Source organism: Pseudomonas sp. (genome assembly GCF_049301935.1).
GTDB lineage: Bacteria > Pseudomonadota > Gammaproteobacteria > Pseudomonadales > Pseudomonadaceae > Aquipseudomonas.
The window spans coordinates 98717-125242 of record NZ_JBAQLP010000062.1; the positions used below are offsets into that span (position 1 = coordinate 98717).

The 26526-nt window shown below is 62.4% G+C and carries 31 protein-coding genes and 1 riboswitch; of the genes, 9 read left to right on the forward strand and 22 right to left on the reverse strand.

The annotated features are described in order from the left end of the window. Positions 1–11: 11 nt before the first annotated feature. The 6 genes from nusB to nrdR all read right to left on the reverse strand — a co-directional run bounded on the left by nusB (position 12) and on the right by nrdR (position 4807). Entirely contained in the window at positions 12–503 is a 492-nt protein-coding gene (gene nusB / locus WA145_RS09805) for a transcription antitermination factor NusB (protein WP_422581400.1), read from the reverse strand. Beyond that, the gene (gene ribE / locus WA145_RS09810) at positions 500–976 is read right to left on the reverse strand and encodes a 6,7-dimethyl-8-ribityllumazine synthase (protein WP_271349001.1); all 477 of its coding nucleotides are present in this window, start codon (positions 974–976) and stop codon (positions 500–502) included. Before ribE ends, nusB begins: the two co-directional genes overlap by 4 nt. 51 nt (positions 977–1027) lie before the next feature. Then, positions 1028–2122 carry a bifunctional 3,4-dihydroxy-2-butanone-4-phosphate synthase/GTP cyclohydrolase II gene (gene ribBA, locus WA145_RS09815; RefSeq protein WP_422581401.1) on the reverse strand — a complete coding sequence of 365 codons (1095 nt, stop codon included), beginning with the start codon at positions 2120–2122 and terminating at the stop codon, positions 1028–1030. A gap of 12 nt (positions 2123–2134) precedes the next feature. Beyond that, the gene (locus tag WA145_RS09820) at positions 2135–2797 is read right to left on the reverse strand and encodes a riboflavin synthase (protein ID WP_422581402.1); all 663 of its coding nucleotides are present in this window, start codon (positions 2795–2797) and stop codon (positions 2135–2137) included. A gap of 168 nt (positions 2798–2965) precedes the next feature. Next, positions 2966–3125, reverse strand: a riboswitch (FMN riboswitch). A 99-nt stretch (positions 3126–3224) separates the two neighbouring features. Next, positions 3225–4343 (reverse strand): bifunctional diaminohydroxyphosphoribosylaminopyrimidine deaminase/5-amino-6-(5-phosphoribosylamino)uracil reductase RibD, encoded by a 1119-nt coding sequence (ribD, locus tag WA145_RS09825; RefSeq protein WP_422581403.1) that lies wholly within the window; start codon positions 4341–4343, stop codon positions 3225–3227. Then, entirely contained in the window at positions 4343–4807 is a 465-nt protein-coding gene (gene nrdR / locus WA145_RS09830) for a transcriptional regulator NrdR (RefSeq protein WP_311090449.1), read from the reverse strand. Before nrdR ends, ribD begins: the two co-directional genes overlap by 1 nt. 116 nt (positions 4808–4923) lie before the next feature. Here nrdR and WA145_RS09835 point away from each other — a divergent pair, with 116 nt between their 5' ends. From WA145_RS09835 to trxA, 3 genes are all read left to right on the forward strand, one after another. Beyond that, on the forward strand, positions 4924–5379 hold the full coding sequence (locus WA145_RS09835; protein WP_422581404.1) for a YbaY family lipoprotein: 456 nt from the start codon (positions 4924–4926) through the stop codon (positions 5377–5379). Next, entirely contained in the window at positions 5376–6032 is a 657-nt protein-coding gene (locus WA145_RS09840) for a class I SAM-dependent methyltransferase (RefSeq protein WP_422581405.1), read from the forward strand. The genes WA145_RS09835 and WA145_RS09840 overlap by 4 nt, the downstream gene beginning before the upstream one ends. Before the next feature lie 71 nt (positions 6033–6103). Further along, a complete protein-coding gene (gene trxA, locus WA145_RS09845) occupies positions 6104–6976 on the forward strand; it encodes a thioredoxin (RefSeq protein ID WP_422581406.1) in 873 nt (290 codons plus the stop codon). Between the two features lie 39 nt (positions 6977–7015). On the opposite strand, the gene WA145_RS09850 is transcribed toward trxA, so the two are convergent. After that, positions 7016–7354: a hypothetical protein gene (locus WA145_RS09850; protein ID WP_422581407.1), complete on the reverse strand. Its 339-nt coding sequence runs from the start codon at positions 7352–7354 to the stop codon at positions 7016–7018. Between the two features lie 126 nt (positions 7355–7480). Between WA145_RS09850 and WA145_RS09855 the strand changes: the two genes are divergently transcribed. The 4 genes from WA145_RS09855 to WA145_RS09870 all read left to right on the forward strand — a co-directional run bounded on the left by WA145_RS09855 (position 7481) and on the right by WA145_RS09870 (position 10683). Continuing rightward, positions 7481–8065, forward strand: coding sequence for a DUF2796 domain-containing protein (locus WA145_RS09855; RefSeq protein WP_422581408.1), 585 nt, complete (start codon positions 7481–7483; stop codon positions 8063–8065). 106 nt (positions 8066–8171) lie between these two features. Next, positions 8172–8882, forward strand: a complete 711-nt coding sequence (locus WA145_RS09860; protein ID WP_422581409.1) for an ABC transporter ATP-binding protein — start codon at positions 8172–8174, stop codon at positions 8880–8882. 2 nt (positions 8883–8884) lie between these two features. Then, positions 8885–10150: an ABC transporter permease gene (locus tag WA145_RS09865; RefSeq protein WP_422581410.1), complete on the forward strand. Its 1266-nt coding sequence runs from the start codon at positions 8885–8887 to the stop codon at positions 10148–10150. An 11-nt stretch (positions 10151–10161) separates the two neighbouring features. Then, positions 10162–10683, forward strand: coding sequence for a DUF3299 domain-containing protein (locus tag WA145_RS09870; protein WP_422581411.1), 522 nt, complete (start codon positions 10162–10164; stop codon positions 10681–10683). A gap of 79 nt (positions 10684–10762) precedes the next feature. Here WA145_RS09870 and WA145_RS09875 read toward each other — a convergent pair whose 3' ends face one another. The 6 genes from WA145_RS09875 to WA145_RS09900 are packed head-to-tail and all read right to left on the reverse strand — an operon-like array spanning position 10763 to position 15620. Then, positions 10763–11860, reverse strand: a complete 1098-nt coding sequence (locus tag WA145_RS09875; RefSeq protein ID WP_422581412.1) for a hypothetical protein — start codon at positions 11858–11860, stop codon at positions 10763–10765. A gap of 1 nt (position 11861) precedes the next feature. After that, positions 11862–12545, reverse strand: coding sequence for an energy transducer TonB (locus WA145_RS09880; protein ID WP_422581413.1), 684 nt, complete (start codon positions 12543–12545; stop codon positions 11862–11864). Then, positions 12545–12955: an ExbD/TolR family protein gene (locus tag WA145_RS09885; RefSeq protein WP_422581414.1), complete on the reverse strand. Its 411-nt coding sequence runs from the start codon at positions 12953–12955 to the stop codon at positions 12545–12547. Before WA145_RS09885 ends, WA145_RS09880 begins: the two co-directional genes overlap by 1 nt. 10 nt (positions 12956–12965) lie before the next feature. Continuing rightward, entirely contained in the window at positions 12966–13514 is a 549-nt protein-coding gene (locus WA145_RS09890; protein ID WP_422581415.1) for a MotA/TolQ/ExbB proton channel family protein, read from the reverse strand. After that, complete coding sequence (locus WA145_RS09895; RefSeq protein WP_422581416.1) at positions 13507–14853, reverse strand: MotA/TolQ/ExbB proton channel family protein; 1347 nt, start codon at positions 14851–14853, stop codon at positions 13507–13509. The genes WA145_RS09890 and WA145_RS09895 overlap by 8 nt, the downstream gene beginning before the upstream one ends. Further along, on the reverse strand, positions 14850–15620 hold the full coding sequence (locus WA145_RS09900; protein ID WP_422581417.1) for a DUF3450 domain-containing protein: 771 nt from the start codon (positions 15618–15620) through the stop codon (positions 14850–14852). Before WA145_RS09900 ends, WA145_RS09895 begins: the two co-directional genes overlap by 4 nt. Before the next feature lie 242 nt (positions 15621–15862). Between WA145_RS09900 and WA145_RS09905 the strand changes: the two genes are divergently transcribed. After that, on the forward strand, positions 15863–16549 hold the full coding sequence (locus WA145_RS09905) for an OmpW/AlkL family protein (RefSeq protein ID WP_422581418.1): 687 nt from the start codon (positions 15863–15865) through the stop codon (positions 16547–16549). Positions 16550–16606: 57 nt separating this feature from the next. On the opposite strand, the gene WA145_RS09910 is transcribed toward WA145_RS09905, so the two are convergent. Genes WA145_RS09910 through WA145_RS09925 form a run of 4 tightly spaced genes read right to left on the reverse strand, consistent with a single transcriptional unit; the run spans position 16607 to position 20333 of the window. Continuing rightward, the gene (locus WA145_RS09910; protein ID WP_422581419.1) at positions 16607–17533 is read right to left on the reverse strand and encodes an NAD-dependent epimerase/dehydratase family protein; all 927 of its coding nucleotides are present in this window, start codon (positions 17531–17533) and stop codon (positions 16607–16609) included. Continuing rightward, a complete protein-coding gene (locus WA145_RS09915) occupies positions 17526–18410 on the reverse strand; it encodes a sugar nucleotide-binding protein (protein WP_422581420.1) in 885 nt (294 codons plus the stop codon). Before WA145_RS09915 ends, WA145_RS09910 begins: the two co-directional genes overlap by 8 nt. Positions 18411–18432: 22 nt before the next feature. Next, complete coding sequence (locus tag WA145_RS09920) at positions 18433–18927, reverse strand: single-stranded DNA-binding protein (RefSeq protein WP_422581421.1); 495 nt, start codon at positions 18925–18927, stop codon at positions 18433–18435. Positions 18928–18944: 17 nt separating this feature from the next. After that, positions 18945–20333 (reverse strand): MFS transporter, encoded by a 1389-nt coding sequence (locus WA145_RS09925; protein ID WP_422581422.1) that lies wholly within the window; start codon positions 20331–20333, stop codon positions 18945–18947. Between the two features lie 135 nt (positions 20334–20468). Here WA145_RS09925 and uvrA point away from each other — a divergent pair, with 135 nt between their 5' ends. Then, positions 20469–23303, forward strand: coding sequence for an excinuclease ABC subunit UvrA (gene uvrA / locus WA145_RS09930; protein WP_422581423.1), 2835 nt, complete (start codon positions 20469–20471; stop codon positions 23301–23303). A gap of 64 nt (positions 23304–23367) precedes the next feature. On the opposite strand, the gene bfr is transcribed toward uvrA, so the two are convergent. The 5 genes from bfr to rpsK form a co-directional block, all read right to left on the reverse strand. Then, entirely contained in the window at positions 23368–23832 is a 465-nt protein-coding gene (gene bfr / locus WA145_RS09935; RefSeq protein WP_422581424.1) for a bacterioferritin, read from the reverse strand. Positions 23833–23992: 160 nt separating this feature from the next. Next, positions 23993–24379 carry a 50S ribosomal protein L17 gene (gene rplQ, locus WA145_RS09940; RefSeq protein ID WP_069519894.1) on the reverse strand — a complete coding sequence of 129 codons (387 nt, stop codon included), beginning with the start codon at positions 24377–24379 and terminating at the stop codon, positions 23993–23995. 42 nt (positions 24380–24421) lie between these two features. Beyond that, complete coding sequence (locus WA145_RS09945; RefSeq protein ID WP_422581425.1) at positions 24422–25423, reverse strand: DNA-directed RNA polymerase subunit alpha; 1002 nt, start codon at positions 25421–25423, stop codon at positions 24422–24424. 22 nt (positions 25424–25445) lie between these two features. Further along, entirely contained in the window at positions 25446–26066 is a 621-nt protein-coding gene (gene rpsD / locus WA145_RS09950; RefSeq protein WP_160016246.1) for a 30S ribosomal protein S4, read from the reverse strand. A gap of 17 nt (positions 26067–26083) precedes the next feature. Next, the gene (rpsK, locus tag WA145_RS09955) at positions 26084–26473 is read right to left on the reverse strand and encodes a 30S ribosomal protein S11 (RefSeq protein ID WP_013789773.1); all 390 of its coding nucleotides are present in this window, start codon (positions 26471–26473) and stop codon (positions 26084–26086) included. Positions 26474–26526: the final 53 nt, after the last annotated feature.

Sequence of the window (26526 nt, forward strand, 5' to 3'; positions counted from 1 at the left end):
CTCAAGCCAGATCAGCGCTTATTAGCGCGAACTTCGTCCGCGCGCAGGCGCGGTGCCAGCTTGTCCAGCACGCCGTTGACGAACTTGTGCCCGTCGGTGGCGCCAAACACCTTGGCCAGCTCGATGCCTTCGTTGATCACCACGCGATAGGGGATATCGATGCGGTTTTTCAGCTCGTAGGTCGACAGACGCAGGATCGACAGTTCAACCGGGTCGATCTCCTCCAGCGGACGGTCGAGCAGCGACTCGAACGCGCCATCGATCTCGGTTTTCTGCCGCGGCACGCCGTGCAGGATCTCGTGGAAGTAGCCGCCGTCGACTGCGGTGAAATCGTTATCGACGCGGAACTGCGCTTCGATCTCGTTCAGCGACTGCCCAGCCATGTGCCAGGAGTACAGCGCCTGCATGGCCAGGGTGCGCGCCTGACGGCGCGCGAGGGTCTTGCTGCTGGGGCCTTTCTTCGGCGCTTGTGGCTGCTGCCCGTTACCGTCGTTCTGGCTCACTTGGCCTCCAACTGCGCCAGCAGGCTGACCATTTCCAGGGCGGACAATGCAGCCTCCGCACCCTTGTTACCGGCCTTGGTGCCGGAACGCTCGATGGCTTGCTCGATGGAATCCACCGTCAGCACGCCGAAAGCCACCGGTACGCCGAACTCCATGGAAACCTGAGCCAGGCCCTTGGTGCACTCACCAGCCACGTATTCGAAGTGTGGAGTGCCGCCACGGATCACCGCACCGAGGGCGATGATGGCGTCGAAATCGCCACGCTGGGCGACTTTCTGCGCGACCAACGGGATTTCGAAGGCACCCGGCGCACGAATGATGGTGATCTCGCTTTCGCTCACGCCGTGGCGCACCAGGGCGTCAACTGCGCCGCTTACCAGGCTTTCGACAACGAAGCTGTTAAAGCGGCCGACGACCAGGGCAAAGCGGCCCTTGGGGGCGATAAAAGTACCTTCGATGGTCTTCAGGGTCATAACGCGTCTCGTCTATTTAAAGAGCCGGGCCGCCAGTGGCGACCCTTGGGATTATTTGGAGGGCAGGTATTCTACAACTTCCAGGTCGAAACCGGATATTGCATTGAACTTCATCGGCGAACTCATCAGGCGCATCTTGCGCACACCGAGGTCACGCAGAATCTGCGAGCCGGCACCAACGGTGCTGTAAGTAGTCGGGTTGGCGACTTTCGCCTCACCGCCCAACTGACGCTCCAGGTGCGCCAGCAGGTCCGGGCCAGTCAGCGGGTTACCCAGCAGCAGCACCACGCCGCTGCCATCCTTGGCCACCTCGGCCATGGCTGCGCGCAGGCTCCAACGGCCCGGCTGGTTGACCATAAACAGGTCGCGCAGCGGGTCCATATTGTGCACGCGCACCAGGGTCGGTTCTTCCGCGCAGATTTCGCCCAGGGTCAGCGCCATGTGCACGTCGTTTTCCACCGAGTCACGGTAGGTCACCAGATTGAACTGGCCCAGTTCGCTGTCGAGCACCTGCTCGCTGACGCGCTCAACGGTGCGTTCGTGGATCAGGCGGTAGTGGATCAGGTCGGCGATGGTACCGATCTTGATGCCGTGCTCGGCGGCAAACACTTCCAGTTCCGGGCGACGGGCCATGGTGCCGTCGTCGTTCATGATTTCGCAGATCACCCCACTCGGCTCAAAACCACCCATGCGCGCCAAGTCGCAGGCCGCCTCGGTGTGTCCAGCACGGGCCAGTACGCCGCCGGGCTGGGCCATCAGCGGGAAGATATGCCCAGGGCTGACGATATCGTCGGCCTTGGCATGCCTGGCCGCGGCGGCCTGTACGGTACGCGCGCGGTCGGCGGCGGAGATGCCGGTGGTCACACCTTCGGCGGCCTCGATGGAGACAGTGAACTTGGTGCCGAAACCGGAACCGTTGCGCGGCGCCATCAGCGGCAGCTTGAGGGTTTCGCAGCGCTCGCGGGTCATCGGCATGCAGATCAGGCCACGGGCGAAACGCGCCATAAAGTTGATATGTTCGGCGGTCACGCACTCGGACGCGATGATCAGATCGCCTTCGTTCTCGCGGTCTTCATCATCCATCAGGATGACCATCTTGCCGGCGCGGATGTCTTCGACCAGTTCTTCGATACTGTTAAGAGCCATGCGGGCGATTCCTTATTTGTTCAGGTAGCCGTGTTCGGCGAGAAAACTGGAGGTCAGGCCCGAGGCTGAAGGCTCCGCGGCCTTGTCACCGAGCAACAGGCGCTCCAGGTAACGCGCGAGCAGATCCACTTCAAGATTGACCTTACGGCCAGGGCGGTAGTCAAGCATGATGGTCTCGGCCAGGGTGTGCGGCACGATGGTCAGTTCGAATTCGGCGCCGTTGACCGCATTGACGGTCAGGCTGGTGCCATCGACGGTGATCGAGCCTTTGTGGGCGATGTACTTGGCCAACTCATTCGGCGCACGAATGGTGAACTGCCAAGCACGGGCATTTTCCGCCATCGCAACGATCTCGCCGACGCCGTCAATATGCCCGCTGACTAGGTGGCCGCCCAGACGGCTGGTAGGCGTCAGGGCCTTTTCCAAGTTGACCTTACTGCCGGCCTTGAAATCGATAAACGCGGTACGCGCCAGGGTTTCGCGACTGACATCGGCCCAGAAACCATCGCCCGGCAATTCCACTGCCGTCAGGCACACGCCGTTGACCGCAATGCTGTCACCGAGTTTGACGTCGGCCAGGTCCAGCTTGCCGGTTGCCACATACACCCGCACGTCACCACCCTTGGGCGTCAGTGCGCGGATATTGCCAATGGCTTCGATTATGCCGGTAAACATGCCACCCCCTGCTTAATGCCCACGGCAAAGCACTGGCGAACAACGCCAGTAGCTTGGGACACGGAATAAAAATCAGACATCTAGACCAACTCCTGTTTTATAAAAAAACAGGGCATGTTTGATCGATAGGGATTTCGAGGCACGCCTGAACGCGCCCTGTTAAGGCAATCCCGCTCTCTCTTTATCCGGACTCTAACCGTCGGCCCCGGAATCACACCGGGTCTGCTGACCTTGCGCGGCGGTTTACAGCCACCGGGCAAGCGCTCGCGGGCTAGGCCTTGCAGCCATTACCGCCGGTGGGGAATTACACCCCGCCCTGAGAACGTTACGGCCACTTGCATGGCCGAGACGCGTTTTACCACAATTGCCGCCGCCCTGCATGACCAAGCGACCGCATGAATGACTCGCGATCGCTAATAGCGGCCGATCAAACGGCCGGCTGCGGCACCGCGATAATTCGCCAGTCGTCACCGACCGCACGCATCTCGACGATTTTCAGCGCCGGCGCATCGGCCATGCGCGCCAACGGCAGGTCGAGCAGTGGCCGCGCACTGGAGCCCAGCAGCTTGGGCGCGACGAACAGCTGGTACTCATCCACCAGGCCCAGGCGGGCAAAGGCCCCGGCCAGACGCGGTCCGGCTTCCACCAGCACCTCATTGGCACCCCGGCTGGCCAGCTCGACCAACAGCCGACGCAGGTCAACATGCCCATTGCTGCCGGGCATGGCCAATAGTTCGTGGCCATCGTCCAGATAGCGATCACGCGCCGAAGCTGCCGCGCAGGTCGCCACCAGGGCCGCACCGGCCTGGAAAAACGGCACGCTGAGCGGCACGCGCAAACGCCCATCGACCAGCACCCGCAGCGGTGGCCGGGTCTGCGCCAAGGCGCTCAACTCGGCGCCCAGACCGAGCTCGTCGGCACGCACGGTCAGTCGTGCATCATCGGCCAGCACCGTATCGGCCCCGGTCAACACCACGCTGGAGCGAGCACGCAGGCGCTGTACCGCAGCGCGCGCCGCCGGCCCGGTAATCCACTGGCTTTCGCCGCTGGCCATGGCGGTGCGCCCATCCAGACTCATCGCCAGCTTGACCCGCACAAACGGCAGACCTTGCTCCATGCGTTTGATAAACCCGGCATTCAGCGCGCGCGCCTCAGCCTCCAACACACCGCCCTGCACCGCGATACCGGCATGCATCAAGCGCAGCAAACCATTGCCACCGACCTGCGGGTTGGGGTCCTGCATGGCGGCGACGACGCGGGCGATACCGGCATTGATCAGCGCATCGGCGCACGGCGGCGTGCGCCCATGATGGCTGCAGGGCTCCAGGGTGACGTAGGCGGTGGCACCGCGCGCCTTGTCGCCGGCCTGGCGCAGCGCGTGCACTTCGGCGTGCGGTTCGCCGGCGCGGGCATGCCAGCCTTCGCCGACGATGCGCCCATCACGCACGATCACGCAGCCCACGCGCGGATTGGGGTGGGTGGAGTACAGGCCTTTACGGGCCAGCTCCAGCGCGCGCGCCATCAAGGCGTGATCTGAATTCATCATCAACCTTTGGCAGGTTCGCGGGACAGGCGGTCGATTTCCTCGCGGAACTCGTTAAGGTCTTGAAAGCGTTTGTACACCGAGGCGAAGCGGATATAGGCCACTTCATCGAGTTTCTGCAGCTCGCCCATCACCAACTCACCGAGCACCAATGACTTGATCTCGCGCTCGCCGGTGGCACGCAGCTTGTGCTTGATATGGGCGATGGCCGCTTCCAGGCGCTCGATGCTCACCGGGCGTTTTTCCAGCGCACGCTGCATGCCGGCGCGCAGCTTGTCTTCATCGAAGGGCTGGCGGCTGCCGTCCTGCTTGATCAGGCGCGGCATCACCAGCTCGGCGGTCTCAAAGGTGGTGAAACGTTCTTCACAGGCCAGGCATTCACGCCGACGCCGCACCTGCTCGCCCTCGGCAACCAGGCGCGAGTCGATCACTTTGGTGTCATTGGCGCCGCAGAAGGGACAGTGCATAAATAAGGCCGGCTTTAGAACGAAGACAGCCATGGTAGCGCATCCCGCAGGCAAGACAAGCCGCGGGCTTTGCGGTATACAGGCGCCCATGCAAACCAGCGGAGTTGATACCCTCGATGAAAGCCCCGAAGCCGTTGCAACCGCTGATTCTAGTAAGCCTGATTGCCCTACTGACGGCCTGCGCCAGCGATAGCCCACCGCCCGCCAAACCCACTCAGCCCGCGCCGGCACAGGCCCCGAAAGAAGCAGCGCCACTGCCGGCACACCAGCGCGAGCTAAGCGGCACCCTGCTGAATGTGCCCAATGCCGCGGATGTCGAACTGGCCCTGCTGGCGGTTGATCAACGCGGCCGCCCCACAGCGCTGCTGGGCAATATCCAGCTGCGCGGCACCGGCAACCCGCTGGCATTTCGCCTGCCGTTCAACCCGCAAACCTTTAACAAGCACAAGCGTATCGAACTGCATGGCCGCGCCAACCAGGCCGGTAGGCTGATTCTGCGTTTGCCGCCGCAGCCGATTGCCCGCAGCGAAACCCAGGCCCTCGGTGAATTACGCCTGGTGCCGGCACCATGACGGCACCCGCCGCCTTGCAGGCTGCGCTCAGCGAACGGCTGGGTGACGCCCAGCTCAGCGCGCAGCCCCTGCCCGGCACTGCGATCAAGCTATGGCTGATCGACCCGGCCAACATGGATCGCTGCTTCAGCCCGGAAGAAACCCGCCTGATCCTCGAAGAACCGCCCTACTGGTGTTTCTGCTGGGCCAGCGGCCTGGTCCTGGCGCGCTGGCTGGCCGCGCACCCCGAATGGGTGCGCGGCAAGCGCGTGCTGGATTTCGGCGCAGGCTCAGGCGTGGCGGCAATTGCTGCGGCCAAAGCCGGCGCACTGGACGTGGTGGCCTGCGATCTTGATCCGCTGGCAATTGCCGCCTGCCGGGCCAACGCGGCACTGAATGATGTGCAGCTGAGTTATTCCGCCGATTTTTTCGCCGAGGCCGACCGCTTCGACCTGATCATCGTCGCCGACGTGCTCTACGACCGCGCCAACCTGCCGCTGCTCGATCAGTTTCTCAGCCGAGGGCGTGCAGCGCTGGTGGCCGACTCGCGGGTGCGCGACTTTCAGCACCCGCTGTACCAACGCTTGGGCGTACTGGAAGCCTGCACCTGGCCGGATCTGGCCGAGCCAGCGGAGTTTCGTCATGTCAGTCTGTACCACGCCGAACGCAGCTAAAGCCCCTTGTATCCGCCGCGCCATGCCCGCATTTATAGTTCATCCCATTTTTCGCCCAGCCGAGACCGACCATGAGCGACTCCCCTTATATTTTTGATATCGCAGGCAGCGCCAGCTTCGAACAGCTGGTGATCGAGAATTCCTTCCAGAAGCCGGTACTGGTGGATTTCTGGGCCGAGTGGTGCGCGCCGTGCAAGGCGCTGATGCCGCTGCTGGCGAAGATCACCGAGGAATACAACGGCGAGCTGCTGCTGGCCAAGGTCAACTGCGATATCGAACAGGACATCGTTGCGCGCTTCGGCATCCGCAGCCTGCCCACCGTGGTGCTGTTCAAGGATGGCCAGCCGGTGGACGGTTTTGCTGGCGCGCAGCCCGAGTCGGCGATTCGCGAGCTGCTCAAGCCGCATGTGGCCGAACCGGCACCGGCGGCCGCCGACCCGATGGAAGCGGCGCAGGCGCTGTTCAGCGAAGGCCGCTTTGCCGATGCCGAAGCGCTGCTCAAGCTGCTGCTGACGGAAAACAATGAACACGCTGCCGCGCTGATTCTCTACGCCCGCTGCCTGGCCGAACGGGGCGAACTGGGCGAAGCCGAGGCGGTGCTGGACGCGGTAAAAGGCGATGAGCACAAACAGGCCCTGGCCGGCGCCCGCGCCCAACTGACCTTTCTGCGCCAGGCCGGCGAGCTGCCGGACGTGGCCAGCCTGAAAACCCGCCTGGCACAGAACGCCGACGACGATGAAGCGAGCTACCAACTGGCCATCCAGCAACTGGCGCGCCAACACTATGAGCCGGCGCTGGACGCACTGCTCAAGCTGTTTATCCGCAACCGCAGCTATGCCGACGGCCTGCCGCACAAGACCCTGCTGCAAGTATTCGACCTGCTGGGCAATGACCACACGCTGGTCACCGCCTACCGGCGCAAGCTGTACCAGGCGATTTACTGATCCCCACCACCGTCGATGGGTAACCCCCATCGACGAGAACTAGCCGACCCAGTGATAAATCGGCGCATCCACCCCCGTCTCCACGCGCACCTGCGCGCAATGGCGCAGGCGCACGAGCAAGCGCTTGCCCGCCGCCTCGCCTCCGGCCAGCCCGGCCAGTTGCCCGAGCAATTGCGGCCCCTCGATCTGTCCAGCCTGACGCAGCAACTCCAGGGTGGTCTGCCATAGCGCGTCGTTGGCCACCGGTGCGGCAGTTGCGGCCGGCGCAGCGGGTGCTGCAAGGGGCACATGCTGAGCCAGCTGCGCCCAATCCTGCGCATCCAGCTCAACCATCAGGTCCACCGGCCAAGCGCCGATTTGCCCGCGAATTCGCACCATGGTTCTGCCCTCAACTGATCAGCCGCCATGCTCCCACGTCTGCCGCAGACCGCCAAGCAAGACTGGCCAGGCAGGCCATAAAGTTGTTATAACGTAACGCTTGATTATTTCTGACCGGAGACCGCCATGCGCCGCCTGCTACTTGCCCTGCCGTTTGCCCTGCTGCCCCTTGCCGCTAGCGCTGCCGAACACAGCCATGAGCACGCCGAAGATAAGCACGAACATGCCGAGCACGGCAGCCTGGACGCTCACGAGCACGGCGTAGCACAACTCAATGTGCTGCTCGACGGCAAGGTGCTGGAGTTGCAGCTGGAAAGCCCGGCGATGAATCTGCTGGGGTTCGAACATGCCGCCAAGAGCGACGCCGATAAAGCCAAGGTCGCCGCCGTGCGCAGCCAGTTACAAGACCCGCTGGCGCTGTTCGGCCTGAACGCAGGCGATTGCAGCATGCGTGAAGCGGAGCTGGAAAGCGCCCTGTTTGCAGATGACGAGCACGAAGAACATCACGCGCACGACAAAGACAGTGAACACAGCGAAATCCATGCGCATTACCAGCTCGATTGCAAAAGCCCTGGCGAACTGAAGCAATTGAACCTGGGCGAACTGTTTAAGCGCTTCCCCGCCACCGCGAAAATTCAGGTACAACTGATCGGTCCGAATGGCCAGCAGGGCCTCAAGCTGACGCCTGCGCAGCCGACCCTGAGTTTCTGATTTGCCGATTTAACGTAGGGTGGATGACGCTTCACCCATCCACCCTGGCAATTTTGCGGTGGATGGGTGAAGCGTCATCCTGCCTACGCGCCAAACGAGTTCCCCCATGAGTTCAGCCCTGATCCAACTGTCCAACCTCGGCTTTGCCTGGCCCGGCCAGCCCGAGCTGCTGGACATCGACAGCTTCACCCTGCAACGCGGCGAAAGCCTGTTCCTCAAAGGCCCCAGTGGCAGCGGCAAGACCACCCTGCTGGGCCTACTCGGCGGCGTGCAAAAGCCCAACCGCGGCAGTATCCAGCTGCTCGACCAGGACCTGAGTACACTCTCGGCCGGTGCTCGCGACCGTTTTCGCGTCGATCACACCGGCTATATCTTCCAGCAGTTCAACCTGCTGCCGTTTCTCTCGGTGCGCGAGAACGTCGAACTGCCCTGTCATTTCTCCCGCCTGCGCACCAGCCGCGCGGTGCAACGCCATGGCAGCGTGGACAACGCCGCCGCCGCCCTGCTGGCCCACCTGGGCCTGAATAAGCCAAGCCTGCTCGAGCGCCGCGCTGGCGACCTATCGATCGGCCAGCAGCAGCGCGTGGCTGCAGCCCGGGCACTGATCGGCCAGCCGGAGCTGGTGATCGCCGACGAGCCCACCTCGGCCCTGGATGCCGACGCCCGCGAGGCTTTTCTCGAACTGCTGTTCGCCGAATGCCGCGAGGCCGGCTCCAGCCTGCTGTTTGTCAGCCACGACCAGAGCCTGGCACGGATGTTCGACCGCAGCCTGTCGCTGGCCGAGCTGAACAAAGCCACTCGTCTGGCGGAGATTTAACCATGTATCTACTGCGCCTCGCCCTGGCCAGCCTGGGCAACCGCCGCTTTACTGCGTGGCTCACAGTATTCGCCATCGCGCTCTCGGTGTGTTTGTTGCTCGCGGTCGAGCGGGTACGCACCGAAGCCCGCGCCAGCTTTGCCAACACCATCAGCGGCACCGACCTGATTGTCGGCGCGCGTTCGGGCAGCGTGAACCTGCTGCTGTACTCGGTGTTCCGCATCGGTAATGCGACCAACAATATTCGCTGGGACAGCTTCGAGCAGCTCGCCCAGCATCGTCAGGTCAAATGGGCCATCCCGATTTCCCTCGGTGATTCGCACCGCGGCTATCGGGTAATGGGCACCAGTCCGGCGTACTTCGAACACTATCGTTATGCCCGCAGCCAGCCACTGCAACTGAGCAGCGGCCGCGCCTTTGCCGATGACCCGTTCGAAGTGGTGCTGGGTGCGGAAGTAGCAAAGGCCCTCAACTACCAACTCGATCAGGAGCTGGTGCTGGCCCATGGCGTGGCCACCATCAGCCTGGTCAAACATGACGACAAACCGTTCAAGGTGGTCGGCATCCTCAAACGCACCGGAACCCCGGTGGACCGTACTCTGCATATCTCCCTGGCCGGCATGCAGGCCCTGCATGTTGATTGGCAGAACGGCATGCCGGCGCGCGGCGCGGCCAAGGTCAGCGCTGAACAGGCACGGGCCATGGACCTGCAACCCAAGCAGATCACCGCAGTACTGCTCGGTCTGAATAGCAAGATCGCCACCTTTAGCCTGCAACGCGAAATCAACGAATTTCGCGGCGAACCGTTGCTGGCGATCCTGCCCGGCGTGGCCCTGCAGGAGCTGTGGAGCCTGATGGGCACTGCCGAGAAGGCGCTGTTTGTGGTGTCACTGTTTGTCGTGCTGACCGGGCTGATCGGCATGCTTACGGCGATTCTCACCAGCCTTAACGAGCGCCGCCGGGAAATGGCGATTCTGCGCTCGGTCGGCGCGCGGCCCTGGCATATCGCCAGCCTGCTGATCGTCGAGGCCTTTGCCCTGGCCCTGGCCGGCGTGCTGCTTGGCTTGCTGCTGCTGTACCTGGGTATCGCCGGGGCGCAGGGCTACGTGCAGGCGAATTACGGCCTGTACCTGCCACTGAATCTGCCAAGCCGCTATGAGTGGACGCTGCTCGGCGCTATCCTGAACGCCGCCCTGTTGATGGGCTGTGTTCCGGCCTGGCGTGCGTATCGCCAATCCCTGGCCGATGGCTTATCGATCCGCTTATGAGGCTCTTTTGCATGCACCGCTCCCTGCTCGCCACCCTGCTGCTCACCCTGGCCCTGCCCCTGGCAGCCGCCGAGGTGCGCGAGCTGACCTGGTCGGAAATGGTCCCGGCCGACGCACCGCCACAAGTCGTTGAACCGGCGCCGATCCACGACCTCTCACAGCTGGCCGACGCCCTCGCCGAGTCCGGGCCGGCGGCCATGCAGCAGTCACCCGCCGCGCCGGTGGTGCAGGCACTGGATGGCCAATCGGTCAAGCTGCCGGGCTATATCGTGCCACTGGATGTGACGGATGAAGGTCGGGTGACCGAGTTCCTGCTGGTGCCATACTTCGGCGCGTGCATCCACGTGCCGCCACCGCCGTCGAATCAGATCGTGCATGTCACCAGCGAGCTGGGCGTGCTGCTGGATGCGCTGTACCAGCCGTTCTGGATCGAGGGGCCGATGAAGGTCGAGCAGACCAGCAGCGAGCTGGCTGAAGCCGGTTACCAGATGGAAGCCGAGAAGATCTACGCCTATGAGCTGCCGGATAGCTAAGACACAACGCAGCAACCAGGCAGAAAAAAGCCAGACCCCAGGTCTGGCTTTTTATTGGCCGTAACAAATCGGTAAGCCACTAGCCGGCGCTGGCCAGGCGCTTGTCACGCTGGTAGCTCAACTCGCTTTCCGCCCACTGGCGCCAGGCGCGCACCTTGCTGCGCTCGGCGCCGGCACGTTCGGCCTTGGCCAGGGCGTCGAGCCCGGCTTGCCAGCGCGCCTGCTCCAGCTCCAGTTGAGCCAGGTGCAGCCAATGTTTGGCCGTACCCGAGCGCTGCGCTAGCTCGCGGAAGATCTGCGCCGACTTGCCGCGCTCACGCGCCTGCCACCAGAGCAGCCCCAGCCGCTCCTCACGGGCGCTGGTGCGTGGCAACAGACCCTGATCGAGCATCCCGGCGAGCAGCTTGGCGCCCTGCCAGGGTTGCTCGGCAGCTCCGGCCAGCAGCACCAAATTGTCCAGCTCGCTTTCGCTAAAACGCAGGCCCTTCTGATACGCCGTACGCAGGGTTGCCAGGGACTTGTCATAACTGCCACTTCGCTGCTGCAGCGCTGCCAGCTGACGCCAGCCCTGGGCATTGTTCGGCTGACGTGCCAGGAGTTGACGCTGCCAGCGCTCGGCGGCTGGGTAGCGTTTGACGTCGGCATTTATGGCGACGAGAAATTGCAACCAGCTATCGGCGGCCTGCGGATTAGCCTGCACATAACGCTCAGCCAGCGGCAGCGCCTTGGCCGGCTGACCAAGGCCCTGATAGGCCTGCACCAGCATCTGCAGCACCTCTTCATTGGCGTTGGCCTGGCCTGGTGCGAGCAGGGTCACGACACGGGCGTAGCGCCGCTCGAGCAGATTCAGGCGGGCCAGGTTCAGCGCTTCAGTGGCCTGCAGTTCGGCGTCCAGTTTGCCGCTCTTCAGCACCTTCTCCAGCAACTCGATGGCCTGGGCATTCTGCCCTTCGGCCCAGGCCAGATAAGCTTTGCTGCGCCACAGCAGCGCTTCTTCCAGGCTACCCGGTTGGCCGCTAGCGGCATCCAGAGCGCGGCGCGCGGCGGCGTAGTCACCCTTCTGCTGTGCGCTCTGCGCCGTATCCAGGGCGCGAAACACGCCCGGCTCAACACTCTGCTCAGCCGCCTGCGCGGCACCGGCGCCACACAGCGCGATCAGCAACACGAGACGATACATATCAGCGGCCTCCTTCCAGGCGGAAGTACAGGGTTTTCACCGCTTCGCGGGCCACCGCCAGGCCTCCCTCGGTGCGCGGCGCAAACCGCCAACGCACGGCGGCGCGGCGAGCTTCGCGTTCAAAGACGTTCTGCGGGCTGGCGTCGATAACCCGCACATTCTCCACCGCACCCGCGCGGTTAATGGTGAACGCCAGTTTGACGTGGCCTTCGATGCCACGTTGCAAAGCATAGCGCGGGTAATCTGGACTGACATCGTTGAGCGGCATCACTTCACTTTCCGGGTCGCCCGGCTGACCACCGGTATCGCTGGGGGTTGGTGCATTGGGCGCCGAGGCGCCTGCCGCCAGGCCCGTCAAACTCGGCGTCGGTGCGCTGTTGACGGCGATGCCGCTGCTCAGGCTTGGCACCGGCAGATCCAGGGCCGGCAGATTGGCACTTGGGGTGGCCGTCATCGGCGTCGGTGGGGTCGGAGTTTGCGGCGTTTGTGCTTGCGGCGGTTGCGGTGCCTGCTGGCGGGTGCGCGTCGCGGTGTCGCTGGAGTCGCCGTCCAGGCGGACGAAATTGGCCACCGTCAGCGGTTCCTCACTCGGTTTGCTGCTGGGCGGCGCGACCATGTAAAGCATCAGGCCGAACAGCGCCAGCGCCATCACGCAGGCCGCGACAAAGGACAGTGGCAAACGCATCAAAGCGCTCCCGCCGTAGCGGCCAGGGCCACGTCATGCACACCGGCCAGACGCGCCTGATCCATCACCTGTACCACCAGACCGGTGCGCGCATCCTGATCGGCCTGCACCACCACGGCGCCATCCGGCTGGTCGACGCGCATGCGCTCGACATGGGCACGCACGCTGCGCACATCGACGACTTTCTTGTCCATCCACACCTGCCCGTCGGCGGTGATGGCGATAAGGATATTGCCTTTGTCCTGCGGGCTGGCAGTTTGCGCCTGGGGCCGCTGCACTTCGACGCCGGCTTCTTTGATAAAGGAGCTGGTGACGATAAAGAAGATCAGCATGATGAAAACTACGTCGAGCATCGGCGTCAGGTCGATGCCGGTGTCTTCGTCTTGCTGGTGGTGACGGCGCATTCTCATGTGTCGAATCTCAGTCGTTACGCAGCTGGTCAGCCAGCTGCTCTAGGGCCCGGCGGGCATCGCGTTCGAGGCGCGCCAGGCTGAACAATCCACTAATCGCCAAGACCATGCCGGCCATGGTCGGCAGAGTCGCCTGCCAGACCCCGGCCGCCATGCCGCGCGGGTTACCGGTGCCATTGATGGCCAGCACGTCGAACACCGCGACCATGCCACTGACCGTGCCGAGCAAGCCCAGCAGCGGGTACATCGCCACCAGGGTCTTGCTCAGACGCAGCGGCCCGAGCAGGTGTTGCTGCGCCTGGGCCAACCAGGCACTGCGCACTGCGCGCTGCCAGTTGCCGGTGTCGTCGCTCAGCACCTGCTGCCAGGCCTGACGGCGCTCGCGGACCCACTGCGGGAACACCCGGCGCATGTACCAGAAGCGCTCGAAGACCAGGGTCCAGAACACCACGCACAGCCCAGCCAGCGCCCACATCACCACGCCACCGGCGCTCATAAAGTCGAGCAAGGCATGAGCGCTGTCCACCAGGCGCAACCATAGCGCCAGCCAATCAGTCACGGCGCGGCGCCCCGGACAGGTGCAGGGCAATCAGCCCGGCGCTTTGCTGCTCCAGCAGCTGAATCAGGCCCTTGCTGCGGCTGGCCAGCAGGGTGTGCAGGAACAGCAGCGGAATCGCCACTACCAGGCCCAGCACCGTGGTCACCAGCGCTTGCGAGATACCGTCGGCCATCAGCCGCGAATCGCCGCCACCGCCCTGGGTAATCGCCTGGAAAGTGACAATCATCCCGGTCACGGTGCCGAGCAGCCCAAGCAGCGGCGCCACGGCGCTGAGCAGCTTGAGCAGGCCCTGGCCTTTTTCCAGCGGCGGGGTTTCCTGCAGGATCGCCTCGTCGAGTTTCAGCTCCAGGGTTTCCAAATCCGCCAGCTGCGGCTTCGGCCCCAACACACCGATGATCCGCCCCAGCGGGTTGTCGGCACGCGGCGCACTCAGGTTATGCATCTGCGCACTGACGCCACGGCCTACGCGGGTCAGGTAGACCATGCGCCAGGCGGCCAGCAGCAGACCGAATGCACCGAGCAGCAGAATCACCCAGCCGACCAGGCCACCCTGCTGTACGCGATTCCACAAGCCAGGCTCGCGCTGCAGCTGCGCCAGCAAGGTGCCACGGCTTGGGTCAACCGGCAGGCTGGCGACTGCGGCGCTGCTGTCGAGGTAATCGGCGACCTGGCCCAAACCGGACGGCTGACGCGGCGGCGCCAGCAGCTCGCCGGCATCGGCGTCATAACGCAGGAAGGCATCGGCAGCGTAGGCGGAGAACGCGCCGACCCGCAGCACAGCCTGCGCATTACGCGTGCCGTCGGCGGCCACCACCGGCAATTGCAGTTGCTCAACCCGGCCACTGGCAGTCAGGTCTTCGAGCAGCAGCATCCAGTAGCCATCGAGGTCAGCTGCCGAGGGCAACGTGCGGCTTTCGGCCAGCGCCTTAAGGCGCGCCAGGCGCTCGGGGTATTGGGCATTGAGCAGGCTGTCCTGCCACTGCCCGGCAACATCACCGGCGCTCTGCCGGACCACACCAAACAGTTCGCCCAAGTGACCGGCACGCTGGCTGAGGAGTTTTTCCTGTTCGGCCAACAGACTTTCCTGACGCTCGAACTCGGCCTTCAGCCGTTCGGCTTCGGCCTTTTGCGCGGCCAGGGCACTGCGCGCGCTGGTCAGCAGTTGAGCACGCTCGCCGCGTTCGACAATAAAGGCCTGTTCGCGGCTTTGCATGGCGCTGACTTCCGCCGCGCGCTCGCTGCGAATACGTTGCAGCAGCTGATCCGGGCTCAGCGGTTCGGCAGCACCTGCCAGGGCAGGCAGCAGGGCCAGGGTAAAAGCGAGAACGCGACGATTCATGGCTTGGCCTCCAGCGCCAGGGTCTTCACGGGCAACTCAAGCACGGCCGGGGCCTGCTCCTGGCGGGCAATCGCAATGGCTTGGCGCAACGGGCGCCGGGCGCTGCCGTCGAGGAGCTGCCAGCTGCGGGTTTGTGGGTTCCACCAACCGCTTTCGTGGCCATCGAGGGTCTGGAAATACAGCATCACCCGGCCCAGACGGAGAAACTCGACGCTGCGCGACGTGCCGTCACTCGGCAGCTCACCGCGCCAGGCTTCCAGAGTACGGCCGTAATCGCTCTCCACCTGATAGGCCTCGAGGATGCGTCGGTATTTCTCCGCCAGGCTGACATCTGCACGCGGCAGCAAGTCCTGCAGCTGGGCCAGGCGATCGCTGCGCTCATCCGGCAGGAACGGCAGGTCGGCGGCGATAAACTCGCCCAGTACCTCGACCATGCGGCGCATCTGTGGAGTTACCGCCTCCTGGGTGCGCTCGATGCCATCCAGTTGCTGCTGATAGCCAGCCAGCTCTTTGCGCTGCGCGGCCACCAGTTCACGTAACTGAGCGTTATAACCTTGCAAAGCCTCGGCCTGCTGCAAGGCGTTGCGGTACTCGCTGAGCATTTCCCGGCTGGCATCATCGAGTTGCTCGATGCGCGCCTGGGAGGCCTTGGCTTCGGCGGCCAGTTGCTGACTTTCATCCAGCGCGGCATCCAGAGGGGTCGCGGCGAGCGGCGCACTGGCCAGAACCAGGGCGACTGCCAGCAGGCGCTTCGGCAGAGGGATCATGGGGCATTCCTTGTTAAGAGAACGTACATAAAGAGAAGCATTATCAACTGCATTACATCTCTCAAGCAACCCGCACAAAACCCATAACCGTTGGTAAGACCGCTACAAACGCCGCCGCTCAGGTGCAGCAAAAGAAAATATAGATAGCTAACTACTTTATTGAGTTGGATCAACAGTCGCTTTTTCCGCGCCCCTACCATCGCACTCAGCCAATACGAACCGATGCTTTATGGGAGCACATCATGCGCACTTCACTGTTTACCGCCTCACTGCTGGCCCTGGCCATTGCCGCTCCGCTGGCGCACGCGCATCAGGCTGGCGACATTATCGTGCGGGCCGGCGCGATCACCGTTGACCCGCAGGAAAGCAGCAGCGACATCTGGGTTGGCGCCCTCGGCAGCGATGTGGCCGGCACCCAGGCGACTCTGGACAGCGACACCCAGCTGGGCCTGAACTTCGCTTATATGCTGAGCAACAACATCGGCATCGAGCTGCTGGCGGCCACCCCGTTTAGCCATAACGTCGGGGTCAAAGGCATGCCCGGCGGCTTCGCCGGCCTGAACGGCAAACTGGGTGAACTCAAACACCTGCCGCCGACCTTAAGCGTTGTGTACTACCCGCTGGACGCCAGTTCGGCCTTCCAGCCCTATGTCGGCGCAGGCATCAATTACACCTGGTTCTTCGATACCAAGCTGAGCAGCGAAGCAGAAGATAAAGGCTTTAGCGGCCTGGACATGCAGGACTCCTGGGGCCTGGCCGCGCAGGTTGGCATGGACTACATGCTGACTGACACCATCATGCTTAACGCCCAGGTGCGCTATCTCGACATCGACACCACCGGCACCACCCACATCCTCGGTGACAAGGTCAAAGTCGATGTGGATGTCGATCCATTCGTTTATATGGTCGGCTTGGGCTTCAAGTTCTAAGCCTGACTTAAATGACAAAGCCGGCCTAATGGGCCGGCTTTGTCATTTATCTGCACCTCAAGACTGCGCGAGTAATCGGCGTAACCCCTCGCGCATCGGCGTGGCCGCAGGCAGCTGGTAATGCGCCTGCAGGCGCTGGTTATCCGCCCGTGAATGGCGAATATCGCCGGCACGCGCAGCCTGGTAATTGACCGCCGGCAAACCGCCGCACAGCTCACCGATCTGCGCCAGCAACTGATTCAGGCTCACCGCCTGGCTCCAGCCCACATTCACCGCGCCATCTACGACCTGCGGCGCAGTCAGCGCCTGGGTCAACAGTGCCAGCAAGTCCTCGATATAAAAGAAGTCGCGGGTTTGCTCGCCGTCACCGAACACGCTGATCGGCAGGCCTTGCTGGACGCGCTGGGTGAAGATGCTGATCACCCCAGAATAGGGCGAGGACGGATCCTGCCGCGGCCCGAAGATATTGAAGAAGCGGAAGATCGCAGGCGTAAGGCCATGCTGACGGCGATAGAAATCCAGGTAGTGCTCGCTAGCCAGCTTGTCCGCCGCGTAAGGGGTCAGTGGCGCCTTGGGCGTGTCCTCGTCAATCGCGCGGCCTTCGCCGTTATTGCCATACACCGCCGCACTGGAGGCAAACAGCACGCGCTTGAGGCCATGCAGGCGCATCGCCTCGCAGACATTCAAGGTGCCGACAAAATTGCTCTGGTGGGTGGCCACCGGGTCGTCCACCGAAGCCTGCACCGAGGCCACGGCCGCCAAATGGGCCACCGCCGCACAACCGGCAACCGCTTGCGCCACCACCGCCGCATCGGCGACATCGCCCTGGATAAAGCGCAGGCGCGGGTTGTCCAGGGGCAAGTTGGCCAGCTTGCCCATCGACAGATTATCCAGCACCCGCACGCCATGACCCTGGGCCAGCAGCGCATCGACCAGATGGGAACCGATAAAGCCAGCACCGCCGGTAACCAGAATTTCAGACATGGCGGTAATAACTATCCAGTAGGCTCGGCAAACCCGAGCGCCAGGCACGCGGCTTAATACCGAAGGTATGCAGAATTTTCTTGCACGACAGCACCGCATGTTGCGGCTCTTCAGCGGCATCCTGGCGCGTGCTGTGCGCCTGCGGGCTGATCTCATCGACCAGGTTGCTGCGGAAATTGCGCGCCTCACTGAGCACCGCCTGCCCCAACGCCAGCGCGGTGGTCGCCTCATGCCCGCCATAGTGATAGGTACCCCACAGCGGCACCTGGCAATCCAGCTGCTTGAGCACGGCGAGAATCACCCGCGCGGCATCGTCGACCGGGGTCGGGTTGCCACGCCGGTCATCGGCTAGCTGCAGAGGCTGATCCTGTGCAGCACGCACAAGAAAGCGCCCGAGCAGGCCGTTGGCGCTGTCATCCAGCAACCAGCCGAAACGCAGCAGCACATGCCGTGGACAGATCGCCCGCACGCGTTGCTCGAAGCGCCACAGCGCCTGACCACGCACGCCCAGCGGCAGCGGCTCTTCCTTCTCGCTGTAGGCGGTCGCCCGCGAGCCATCGAACACACGGTAGCTGGAGGGTTGCAGCAGGCGAATCTGATGATGCTGGCACAGCTCGGCCAGACGCTCGACGGAGCGCTCCTGGGCAGCAAGATGCGCCTCGCTGACCATTTCGGCCTGGAACCAGTCGAAGTAGTAGGCAAGGTTGATCAGGGCATCGGGGCGGGTGTCATCGAGCAACTGGGTCAGGCTGGCGGGATCCCAGCCTGACTCCGGCGGTTTTGGCGCGAGAAAGCCAATATCTTCCTCGGCGCCGAGGCGGATCAAGGCCTGCCCCAACGCATTACCGCCACCCAGCAGCATCAGCCGCATACGCATGATCGAGCGCTAACTCAGCTGGTCAGAACGGAATATCGTCATCGAAGCTGTCGAAATCCGCCGCCGGCTGAGGCGCTTGTTGCGGCGCCGGGCGTGGTGCCGACTGCTGAGGCTCGCGCTGCGGCGCAGGACGCTGCTGACGTGGCGCGGAATCGCCGCCACCGGCATTGTCCGAACGGCCGCCAAGCAGCTGCAGGGTGCCCTGCATGTCGACGATGATCTCTGTGGTGTAGCGCTTGACGCCGTCTTTTTCCCACTCGCGGGTTTGCAGCTTGCCCTCGATGTAGCACTGCGAACCTTTGCGCAGGTACTCGCCAGCGATCTCGGCCACCTTGCCGAACAGCGACACACGGTGCCACTCGGTTTTCTCGACTTTCTGCCCGGTCTGCTTGTCGGTCCACTGCTCGCTGGTCGCCAGGCTCAGGTTGGTGACTGCGTTGCCGTTAGGCAGGTAGCGGGTTTCCGGGTCCTGTCCGCAGGTACCGACCAGAATGACTTTGTTAACCCCACGGGCCATAACGTTCTCCTAAGCTATCAGCAGGTCACCGGCGCCGATTCGATCAGGCGCTCGAGGGACATGCGGTCCAATTGTTGGGTATCCACTTTGATATAGATGGCCGCTTCATCGCGCACCACTACGGCATCCGCCACTCCGGGCACTGCCTGTAAACGCTCGGCCAGCCCGACTTCTTGCAGGGCCGCAACTGAAAGCGGCAGGCGCAGGCTGGTGACATACGGCGGTTCGCGCATAGTAACAGCAAAGGCAAGCCAAAAAAGAGCCAGCAGGGCACAGCCGGCAAACACTCCCGACAGGCTGTAGTGCTGGTACAGCCAGCCGCCGAGGATGCCGCCGATGGCCGCACCGAGGAACTGGCTGGTGGAGTACACCCCCATCGCCGTGCCTTTGCCGCCCGCCGGGGCGACCTTGCTGATCAGCGACGGCAACGAGGCCTCCAGCAGGTTGAACGCGGTGAAGAACACCACAGTGCCGAGCACCAGCGCCCGCAAGCTGGTGCCGAACCACCAGAAGAACAGCTCACACAGCAGCAGCACGCTGACTGCGCCGAGCAGCACATGCTTCATCCGGCGTTTTTTCTCACCATAAATAATGAACGGCAGCATACCGAAGAAGCCCACCAGCAGCGCAGTCAGGTAGACCCACCAGTGCTCTTCCTTGGCCAGGCCGCCCTGCTCCACCAGCGCCAACGGCAAAGCGATAAAGCTGGCCATCAGAATCGCGTGCAGCACCAGAATGCCGAAATCCAGACGCAGCAAGTCGGTGTGCTTGAGCGTCGGCAGCAACGCCTGCTGGTTCACCCCAGACTCGCGGTGCTGCAACGGCCCGGCAGAACGCGGCACCAACCCGGCGACGATAACGATGCCGAGCAGCGCCATGGCGGCGGTGGCGAGAAACAGCCCGGACAGGCCAAAGGCGCGGGTCAGCAGCGGGCCGACCACCATGGCCACGGCAAACGACAGGCCGATGCTCATACCGATCATCGCCATGGCCTTGGTACGGTGCTGCTCGCGGGTCAGATCGGAGAGCAGCGCCATCACCGCCGCCGAGATCGCCCCGGCGCCCTGCAGGATGCGCCCGGCAATCACCCCATAAATCGAATCGGCATTGGCTGCCAGCAGGCTGCCAGCGGCAAAGATCAGCAGCCCTACATAGATCACCGGCCGCCGACCGATGCGGTCACTGAGCATGCCAAACGGAATCTGCAGAAACGCCTGGGTCAGGCCGTAGGCACCGATGGCCAGGCCAATCAGCGCCGGCGTGCTGCCCTGCAACTCCATGCCATAGGTCGCCAACACCGGCAGCACCATAAACATACCGAGCATGCGGAACGCGAACACCAACGCCAGGCCACCGGCCGCACGGGTTTCACTGCCGCTCATGCGCTCGTTGTGCGGATCGTGCATGGAAAATGCCCTGTCGAAATAGGCGGCGATTCTAGCAGCACTCAAACCATGCGGCACAGCAGTGACGCTTTGCCGCGCTCGCCTTCGGGCCCGTATACTCGGTGGTTTTCCGCCCGCCATGCGAGGCCGTTGTTTGTGGACAAGATTCTGATCCGGGGTGCACGCACCCATAACCTGAAAAACATCGACCTGACCCTGCCGCGCGACAAGCTGATCGTGATCACCGGCCTGTCCGGTTCCGGCAAGTCGTCACTGGCCTTCGACACCCTCTACGCCGAGGGCCAGCGCCGTTATGTCGAGTCGCTGTCGGCCTACGCCCGGCAGTTCCTGTCGATGATGGAAAAGCCCGATGTCGACACCATCGAAGGCCTGTCGCCGGCGATCTCCATCGAGCAGAAATCCACCTCACACAACCCGCGCTCCACCGTCGGCACCATCACCGAAATCTACGACTACCTGCGCCTGCTCTACGCCCGCGCGGGTATTCCACGCTGCCCGGATCACGACCTGCCACTGGAAGCCCAGACCGTCAGCCAGATGGTCGATCAGGTGCTGGCCCTGCCCGAAGGCAGCAAGCTGATGCTGCTGGCCCCGGTGATCCGCGAACGCAAGGGCGAGCACCTGGCGATCTTTGACGAACTGCGCGCCCAGGGCTTCGTCCGCGTGCGGGTCAACGGCAAGATTTACGAGCTGGATGAACTGCCCAAGCTCGATAAGCAAAAGAAGCACAGCATCGATGCGGTGGTCGACCGCTTCAAGGCCCGTGGCGATCTACAGCAACGCCTCGCCGAGTCGTTCGAGACCGCGCTGAAACTGGCCGATGGCCTGGCCCTGATCGCGCCCATGGAGGGCGAGGAAGGTGAAGAGATCATCTTCTCCGCGCGCTTCGCCTGCCCGGTGTGCGGCCACTCGATCAGCGAGCTGGAACCCAAGCTGTTCTCCTTCAACAACCCGGCCGGTGCCTGCCCGACCTGCGACGGCTTGGGCGTTAAACAATTCTTCGACAGCAAACGCCTGATCAATGGCGAGCTGACCCTGGCCGAAGGTGCGATTCGTGGCTGGGACCGGCGCAACGTCTATTACTTCCAGATGCTCGGCTCCCTCGCCGCACATTACGGCTTCAGTTTGGAAGTGCCGTTCGATGAGCTCAGCGCCGAACAGCAGAAGTGCATCCTGTTCGGCAGCGGCACGCAGAACGTCGACTTCAAGTACCTGAATGACCGTGGCGACATCGTCAAACGTTCGCACCCCTTCGAAGGCATAGTGCCGAACCTGGAACGGCGCTACCGCGAAACCGAATCCACCAGCGTGCGCGAGGAGCTGGCCAAGTTTCTCAGCACCCAGGCCTGCCAGGATTGCCGCGGTACCCGCCTGCGCCGTGAGGCACGGCATGTGTGGGTCGGCGAGAAGACCCTGCCGGCAGTCAGCGGCATGCCGATTGGCGACGCCACCGAGTACTTTGGCAGCCTGACCTTGCCGGGCCGTCGCGGCGAAATCGCCGAGAAGATCCTCAAGGAAATCCGCGAGCGCCTGCAGTTTCTGGTTAACGTCGGCCTCGACTACCTGACCCTCGACCGCAGCGCCGACACATTGTCCGGCGGCGAGGCGCAACGCATTCGCCTGGCCAGCCAGATCGGTGCCGGCCTGGTCGGGGTGATGTATATCCTCGACGAGCCAAGCATCGGCCTGCACCAGCGCGACAACGAACGCCTGCTCGGCACCCTGCGGCATCTGCGTGATATCGGTAACACGGTGATAGTGGTCGAGCACGACGAGGACGCCATTCGCATGGCCGACTACGTGGTGGACATCGGCCCGGGTGCCGGCGTGCACGGCGGGCAGATCGTCGCCCAGGGCACCGCCGCCGAAGTCATGGCTCATCCGGACTCCTTGACCGGCAAGTACCTCTCCGGCCGGGTGAAGATCAAAGTGCCGGCCAAACGCACGCCACGAGACAAGAAGCTCTCGCTGAAGATCAAGGGCGCGCGTGGCAACAACCTGCGCAATGTCGACCTGGAGATTCCGATTGGCCTGCTCACCTGCGTCACCGGCGTGTCCGGCTCGGGCAAGTCGACGCTGATCAACAACACCCTGTTCCCGCTCAGCGCCACTGCGCTGAACGGCGCCACCACTCTAGAAGCCGCCGCCCACGACAGCATCGACGGCCTGCAGCATCTGGATAAGGTGGTGGACATCGACCAGAGCCCGATTGGCCGCACGCCTCGCTCCAACCCGGCAACCTACACCGGGCTGTTTACGCCGATCCGCGAGCTGTTCGCCGGCGTGCCCGAGTCGCGCTCACGCGGTTACGGTCCGGGGCGCTTCAGTTTCAACGTCAAGGGTGGACGCTGTGAAGCCTGCCAGGGCGACGGCCTGATCAAGGTGGAAATGCACTTCCTGCCGGACATTTACGTGCCCTGCGATGTGTGCAAAAGCAAGCGTTACAACCGCGAAACCCTGGAAGTGAAATACAAGGGCAAGAGCATCACTGAAGTACTCGACATGACCATCGAGGAAGCACGGGGGTTCTTCGATGCCGTGCCGGCCCTGGCGCGCAAGCTGCAAACGCTGATGGATGTCGGCCTGTCCTATATCAAGCTGGGGCAGAGCGCGACCACCCTGTCCGGCGGCGAGGCACAGCGGGTCAAACTGTCCCGCGAGCTGAGCAAGCGCGACACCGGCAAGACCCTGTATATCCTCGATGAGCCGACCACCGGCCTGCACTTCGCCGATATCCAGCAACTGCTCGACGTGCTGCACCGCCTGCGCGACCACGGCAACACTGTGGTGGTGATCGAGCACAATCTGGACGTGATCAAGACCGCCGACTGGCTGGTGGATCTCGGCCCGGAAGGTGGTTCCAAGGGCGGCCAGATCATCGCCGTCGGTACCCCCGAAGAAGTCGCCGAGATGCCGCAATCGCACACCGGTTACTTCCTCAAACCACTGCTGGAACGTGACCGCGACTAAGCCCGCGCCCAACAAAAAGCCCCGCATATGCGCACATGCGGGGCTTTTTCTTGGCTGAAGAATCTTACATCTGCGTCTGCAGGTAGTTCTCCAAACCAACCCGGTCGATCAAGCCCAGCTGAACTTCCAGCCAATAAGCGTGATCCTCTTCAGTGTCCTTGAGTTGCACCAGCAAGATATCGCGGGTCTGATAATCCTGATGCTGTTCGCACAGGGCGATGCCTTTGCTCAGGGCCGCGCGTACGTGATACTCCAGCGCCAGGTCAAGCTTAAGCATCTCCGGCACGCTCTGGCCGAAGCGGAAGCTGTCAGGGACCATATCCGGCGTACCTTCAAGAAACAGAATGCGCTTGAGGATGGCATCGGCGTGCTGAGTCTCCTCTTCCATTTCATGGTTGATCCGCTCATACAGCTTGCTGAAACCCCAATCCTCATACAGACGCGAATGCACGAAGTACTGGTCACGAGCCGCCAGCTCGCCCTTGAGCAGCACCTTCAGGTAATCGATGACTTCTACATGACCTTTCATGGGTATTTTCCTTAGTAAGCGGCAAACAGGGATTAATGCTGGCCGCACGCGGCCCATGGGTCAAGCACGATGCATACGCCGCTACCGCGAGAGCAAAGCGTGATAGATCGCAGCCATAAAAAAACCGGGCCAAGGCCCGGTTTCTTATACAACCTACGACTTACTCAGCGTCTACAGCTGCACCAGCGACCGGACGGTCAACCAGCTCAACATAAGCCATTGGAGCATTGTCGCCAGTACGGAAACCGCACTTGAGAATACGCAGGTAGCCGCCCTGACGGGTGGCGTAGCGCTTGCCCAGGTCGTTGAACAGCTTGCCGACGATGGCTTTCGAACGAGTACGGTCGAAGGCCAGACGACGGTTGGCAACGCTGTCTTCTTTAGCCAGAGTAATCAGCGGCTCGGCAACGCGACGCAGCTCTTTGGCTTTCGGCAGAGTAGTTTTGATCAGCTCATGCTCGAACAGCGATACCGCCATGTTCTGGAACATGGCCTTACGGTGTGCGCTGGTGCGGCTGAGATGACGGCCACTTTTACGATGACGCATGGTTCAATTCCTTACCAAACTCACGTTCGGTGATGATGACGATCAGGCAGTCGCCTTATCGTCTTTCTTCAGACTTGCCGGCGGCCAGTTGTCGAGGCGCATACCGAGGGACAGACCGCGAGAAGCCAGAACATCCTTGATTTCGGTCAGGGATTTCTTGCCCAGGTTCGGCGTTTTCAACAGTTCTACTTCGGTGCGCTGAATCAGGTCGCCGATGTAGTAAATGTTCTCTGCCTTGAGGCAGTTAGCCGAACGTACAGTCAGTTCCAGGTCATCAACCGGACGGAGGAGGATCGGATCGATCTCATCTTCCTGCTCGATAACCACAGGCTCACTGTCACCTTTGAGGTCGACGAACGCAGCCAACTGCTGTTGCAGAATGGTTGCAGCGCGACGAATAGCCTCTTCAGGATCCAGAGTACCGTTGGTCTCCAGGTCAATAACCAGCTTGTCCAGGTTGGTACGCTGCTCAACACGAGCGTTTTCCACCACGTACGACACACGGCGTACCGGGCTGAACGAAGCATCCAGCTGCAAGCGACCAATGCTGCGGCTTTCATCTTCATCGCTCTGACGAGCGTCAGCCGGCTCATAGCCGCGACCACGAGCTATGGTGAGCTTCATGTTCAGCGCGCCAGTGGCAGCCAGGTTGGCGATTACGTGGTCGCCATTGACGATTTCGACATCGTGATCCAGCTGAATATCGGCAGCGGTAACTACGCCCGAGCCCTTCTTCGCCAGAGTCAACGTCACTTCGTCACGACCGTGCAGTTTGACAGCCAGACCTTTCAGGTTGAGCAGGATTTCAATGACGTCTTCCTGAACACCTTCGATGGCGCTGTACTCATGGAGTACACCGTCAATCTCGGCCTCGACTACTGCACAGCCAGGCATGGAGGACAACAGGATGCGACGCAGCGCGTTGCCCAGGGTATGGCCAAAGCCACGCTCGAGAGGCTCGAGTGTGATCTTGGCGCGGGTCGAACTGACCACCTGCACATCAATGTGACGGGGGGTCAGGAACTCATTTACCGAAATCTGCATGGATGCACCTATTTTCTAGCCCTTACTTGGAGTAGAGCTCGACAATCAGGCTTTCGTTGATGTCAGCGGAGAGATCACTGCGCGCCGGGACGTTTTTGAACACGCCAGACTTCTTCTCAGTGTCTACTTCTACCCATTCAACGCGGCCACGCTGGGCACACAGCTCAAGAGCTTGAACAATGCGCAGCTGATTCTTCGATTTCTCGCGGACTGCAACCACGTCGCCAGCTTTAACCTGGTAGGACGGTACGTTGACAGTTTTACCGTTTACGCTGATCGACTTGTGCGATACCAGCTGACGGGATTCAGCGCGGGTAGCGCCGTAGCCCATGCGGTAAACCACGTTATCCAGACGGCATTCGAGCAGTTGCAGCAGGTTCTCACCAGTAGCGCCTTTCTTGCCGGCAGCTTCTTTGTAATAACCGCTGAATTGACGCTCAAGTACACCGTAGATACGACGAACTTTTTGCTTCTCACGCAGCTGGGTGCCGTAGTCGGACTGACGGCCACGGCGCTGACCGTGAATACCTGGGGCTGCTTCGATGTTGCACTTCGATTCCAGAGCGCGTACACCGCTTTTCAGGAAAAGATCTGTGCCTTCACGACGAGACAGTTTGCATTTGGGACCAATGTAACGAGCCATTTCTCACTGTCTCCTGATTACACGCGACGCTTCTTCGAAGGACGGCACCCGTTATGCGGGATGGGCGTCACATCGGTGATGCTGGCGATCTTATAGCCACAGCCGTTCAATGCACGGACAGCGGACTCACGACCCGGACCTGGGCCCTTGACGTTAACGTCGAGGTTCTTCAGACCGTATTCCAGCGCAGCTTGACCAGCACGCTCTGCAGCCACCTGGGCGGCGAACGGGGTGCTTTTACGCGAGCCGCGGAAACCCGAACCACCCGAGGTAGCCCAGGACAGGGCGTTACCCTGACGGTCAGTAATGGTCACGATGGTGTTGTTGAAAGAGGCGTGGATGTGGGCGATGCCATCAACCACCGTCTTTTTGACTTTCTTACGAGTACGAGCAGCAGGTTTTGCCATGACTAGATTCCTGTCGATGCGCGAATGCGATTACTTGCGGATCGGCTTACGCG

What these genes read in the sequence shown, in the direction of transcription:
- WA145_RS09840 (WP_422581405.1), top strand. Translation starts at nt 5,376, where the DNA reads ATGACGGCACCCGCCGCCTTGCAGGCTGCGCTCAGCGAACGGCTGGGT.
- rplQ (WP_069519894.1), bottom strand. Translation starts at nt 24,379, where the DNA reads ATGCGTCATCGTAAAAGTGGCCGTCATCTCAGCCGCACCAGCGCACAC.
- ribE (WP_271349001.1), bottom strand. Translation starts at nt 976, where the DNA reads ATGACCCTGAAGACCATCGAAGGTACTTTTATCGCCCCCAAGGGCCGC.
- WA145_RS09900 (WP_422581417.1), bottom strand. Translation starts at nt 15,620, where the DNA reads ATGATCCCTCTGCCGAAGCGCCTGCTGGCAGTCGCCCTGGTTCTGGCC.
- WA145_RS09820 (WP_422581402.1), bottom strand. Translation starts at nt 2,797, where the DNA reads ATGTTTACCGGCATAATCGAAGCCATTGGCAATATCCGCGCACTGACG.
- WA145_RS09895 (WP_422581416.1), bottom strand. Translation starts at nt 14,853, where the DNA reads ATGAATCGTCGCGTTCTCGCTTTTACCCTGGCCCTGCTGCCTGCCCTG.
- WA145_RS09860 (WP_422581409.1), top strand. Translation starts at nt 8,172, where the DNA reads ATGAGTTCAGCCCTGATCCAACTGTCCAACCTCGGCTTTGCCTGGCCC.
- WA145_RS09855 (WP_422581408.1), top strand. Translation starts at nt 7,481, where the DNA reads ATGCGCCGCCTGCTACTTGCCCTGCCGTTTGCCCTGCTGCCCCTTGCC.
- WA145_RS09910 (WP_422581419.1), bottom strand. Translation starts at nt 17,533, where the DNA reads ATGTCTGAAATTCTGGTTACCGGCGGTGCTGGCTTTATCGGTTCCCAT.
- WA145_RS09865 (WP_422581410.1), top strand. Translation starts at nt 8,885, where the DNA reads ATGTATCTACTGCGCCTCGCCCTGGCCAGCCTGGGCAACCGCCGCTTT.
- WA145_RS09925 (WP_422581422.1), bottom strand. Translation starts at nt 20,333, where the DNA reads ATGCACGATCCGCACAACGAGCGCATGAGCGGCAGTGAAACCCGTGCG.
- WA145_RS09915 (WP_422581420.1), bottom strand. Translation starts at nt 18,410, where the DNA reads ATGCGTATGCGGCTGATGCTGCTGGGTGGCGGTAATGCGTTGGGGCAG.
- WA145_RS09885 (WP_422581414.1), bottom strand. Translation starts at nt 12,955, where the DNA reads ATGAGAATGCGCCGTCACCACCAGCAAGACGAAGACACCGGCATCGAC.
- nrdR (WP_311090449.1), bottom strand. Translation starts at nt 4,807, where the DNA reads ATGCACTGTCCCTTCTGCGGCGCCAATGACACCAAAGTGATCGACTCG.
- rpsK (WP_013789773.1), bottom strand. Translation starts at nt 26,473, where the DNA reads ATGGCAAAACCTGCTGCTCGTACTCGTAAGAAAGTCAAAAAGACGGTG.
- bfr (WP_422581424.1), bottom strand. Translation starts at nt 23,832, where the DNA reads ATGAAAGGTCATGTAGAAGTCATCGATTACCTGAAGGTGCTGCTCAAG.
- trxA (WP_422581406.1), top strand. Translation starts at nt 6,104, where the DNA reads ATGAGCGACTCCCCTTATATTTTTGATATCGCAGGCAGCGCCAGCTTC.
- WA145_RS09905 (WP_422581418.1), top strand. Translation starts at nt 15,863, where the DNA reads ATGCGCACTTCACTGTTTACCGCCTCACTGCTGGCCCTGGCCATTGCC.
- ribD (WP_422581403.1), bottom strand. Translation starts at nt 4,343, where the DNA reads ATGATGAATTCAGATCACGCCTTGATGGCGCGCGCGCTGGAGCTGGCC.
- WA145_RS09920 (WP_422581421.1), bottom strand. Translation starts at nt 18,927, where the DNA reads ATGGCCCGTGGGGTTAACAAAGTCATTCTGGTCGGTACCTGCGGACAG.
- ribBA (WP_422581401.1), bottom strand. Translation starts at nt 2,122, where the DNA reads ATGGCTCTTAACAGTATCGAAGAACTGGTCGAAGACATCCGCGCCGGC.
- WA145_RS09870 (WP_422581411.1), top strand. Translation starts at nt 10,162, where the DNA reads ATGCACCGCTCCCTGCTCGCCACCCTGCTGCTCACCCTGGCCCTGCCC.
- rpsD (WP_160016246.1), bottom strand. Translation starts at nt 26,066, where the DNA reads ATGGCTCGTTACATTGGTCCCAAATGCAAACTGTCTCGTCGTGAAGGC.
- WA145_RS09835 (WP_422581404.1), top strand. Translation starts at nt 4,924, where the DNA reads ATGAAAGCCCCGAAGCCGTTGCAACCGCTGATTCTAGTAAGCCTGATT.
- WA145_RS09875 (WP_422581412.1), bottom strand. Translation starts at nt 11,860, where the DNA reads ATGTATCGTCTCGTGTTGCTGATCGCGCTGTGTGGCGCCGGTGCCGCG.
- WA145_RS09945 (WP_422581425.1), bottom strand. Translation starts at nt 25,423, where the DNA reads ATGCAGATTTCGGTAAATGAGTTCCTGACCCCCCGTCACATTGATGTG.
- WA145_RS09880 (WP_422581413.1), bottom strand. Translation starts at nt 12,545, where the DNA reads ATGCGTTTGCCACTGTCCTTTGTCGCGGCCTGCGTGATGGCGCTGGCG.
- WA145_RS09850 (WP_422581407.1), bottom strand. Translation starts at nt 7,354, where the DNA reads ATGGTGCGAATTCGCGGGCAAATCGGCGCTTGGCCGGTGGACCTGATG.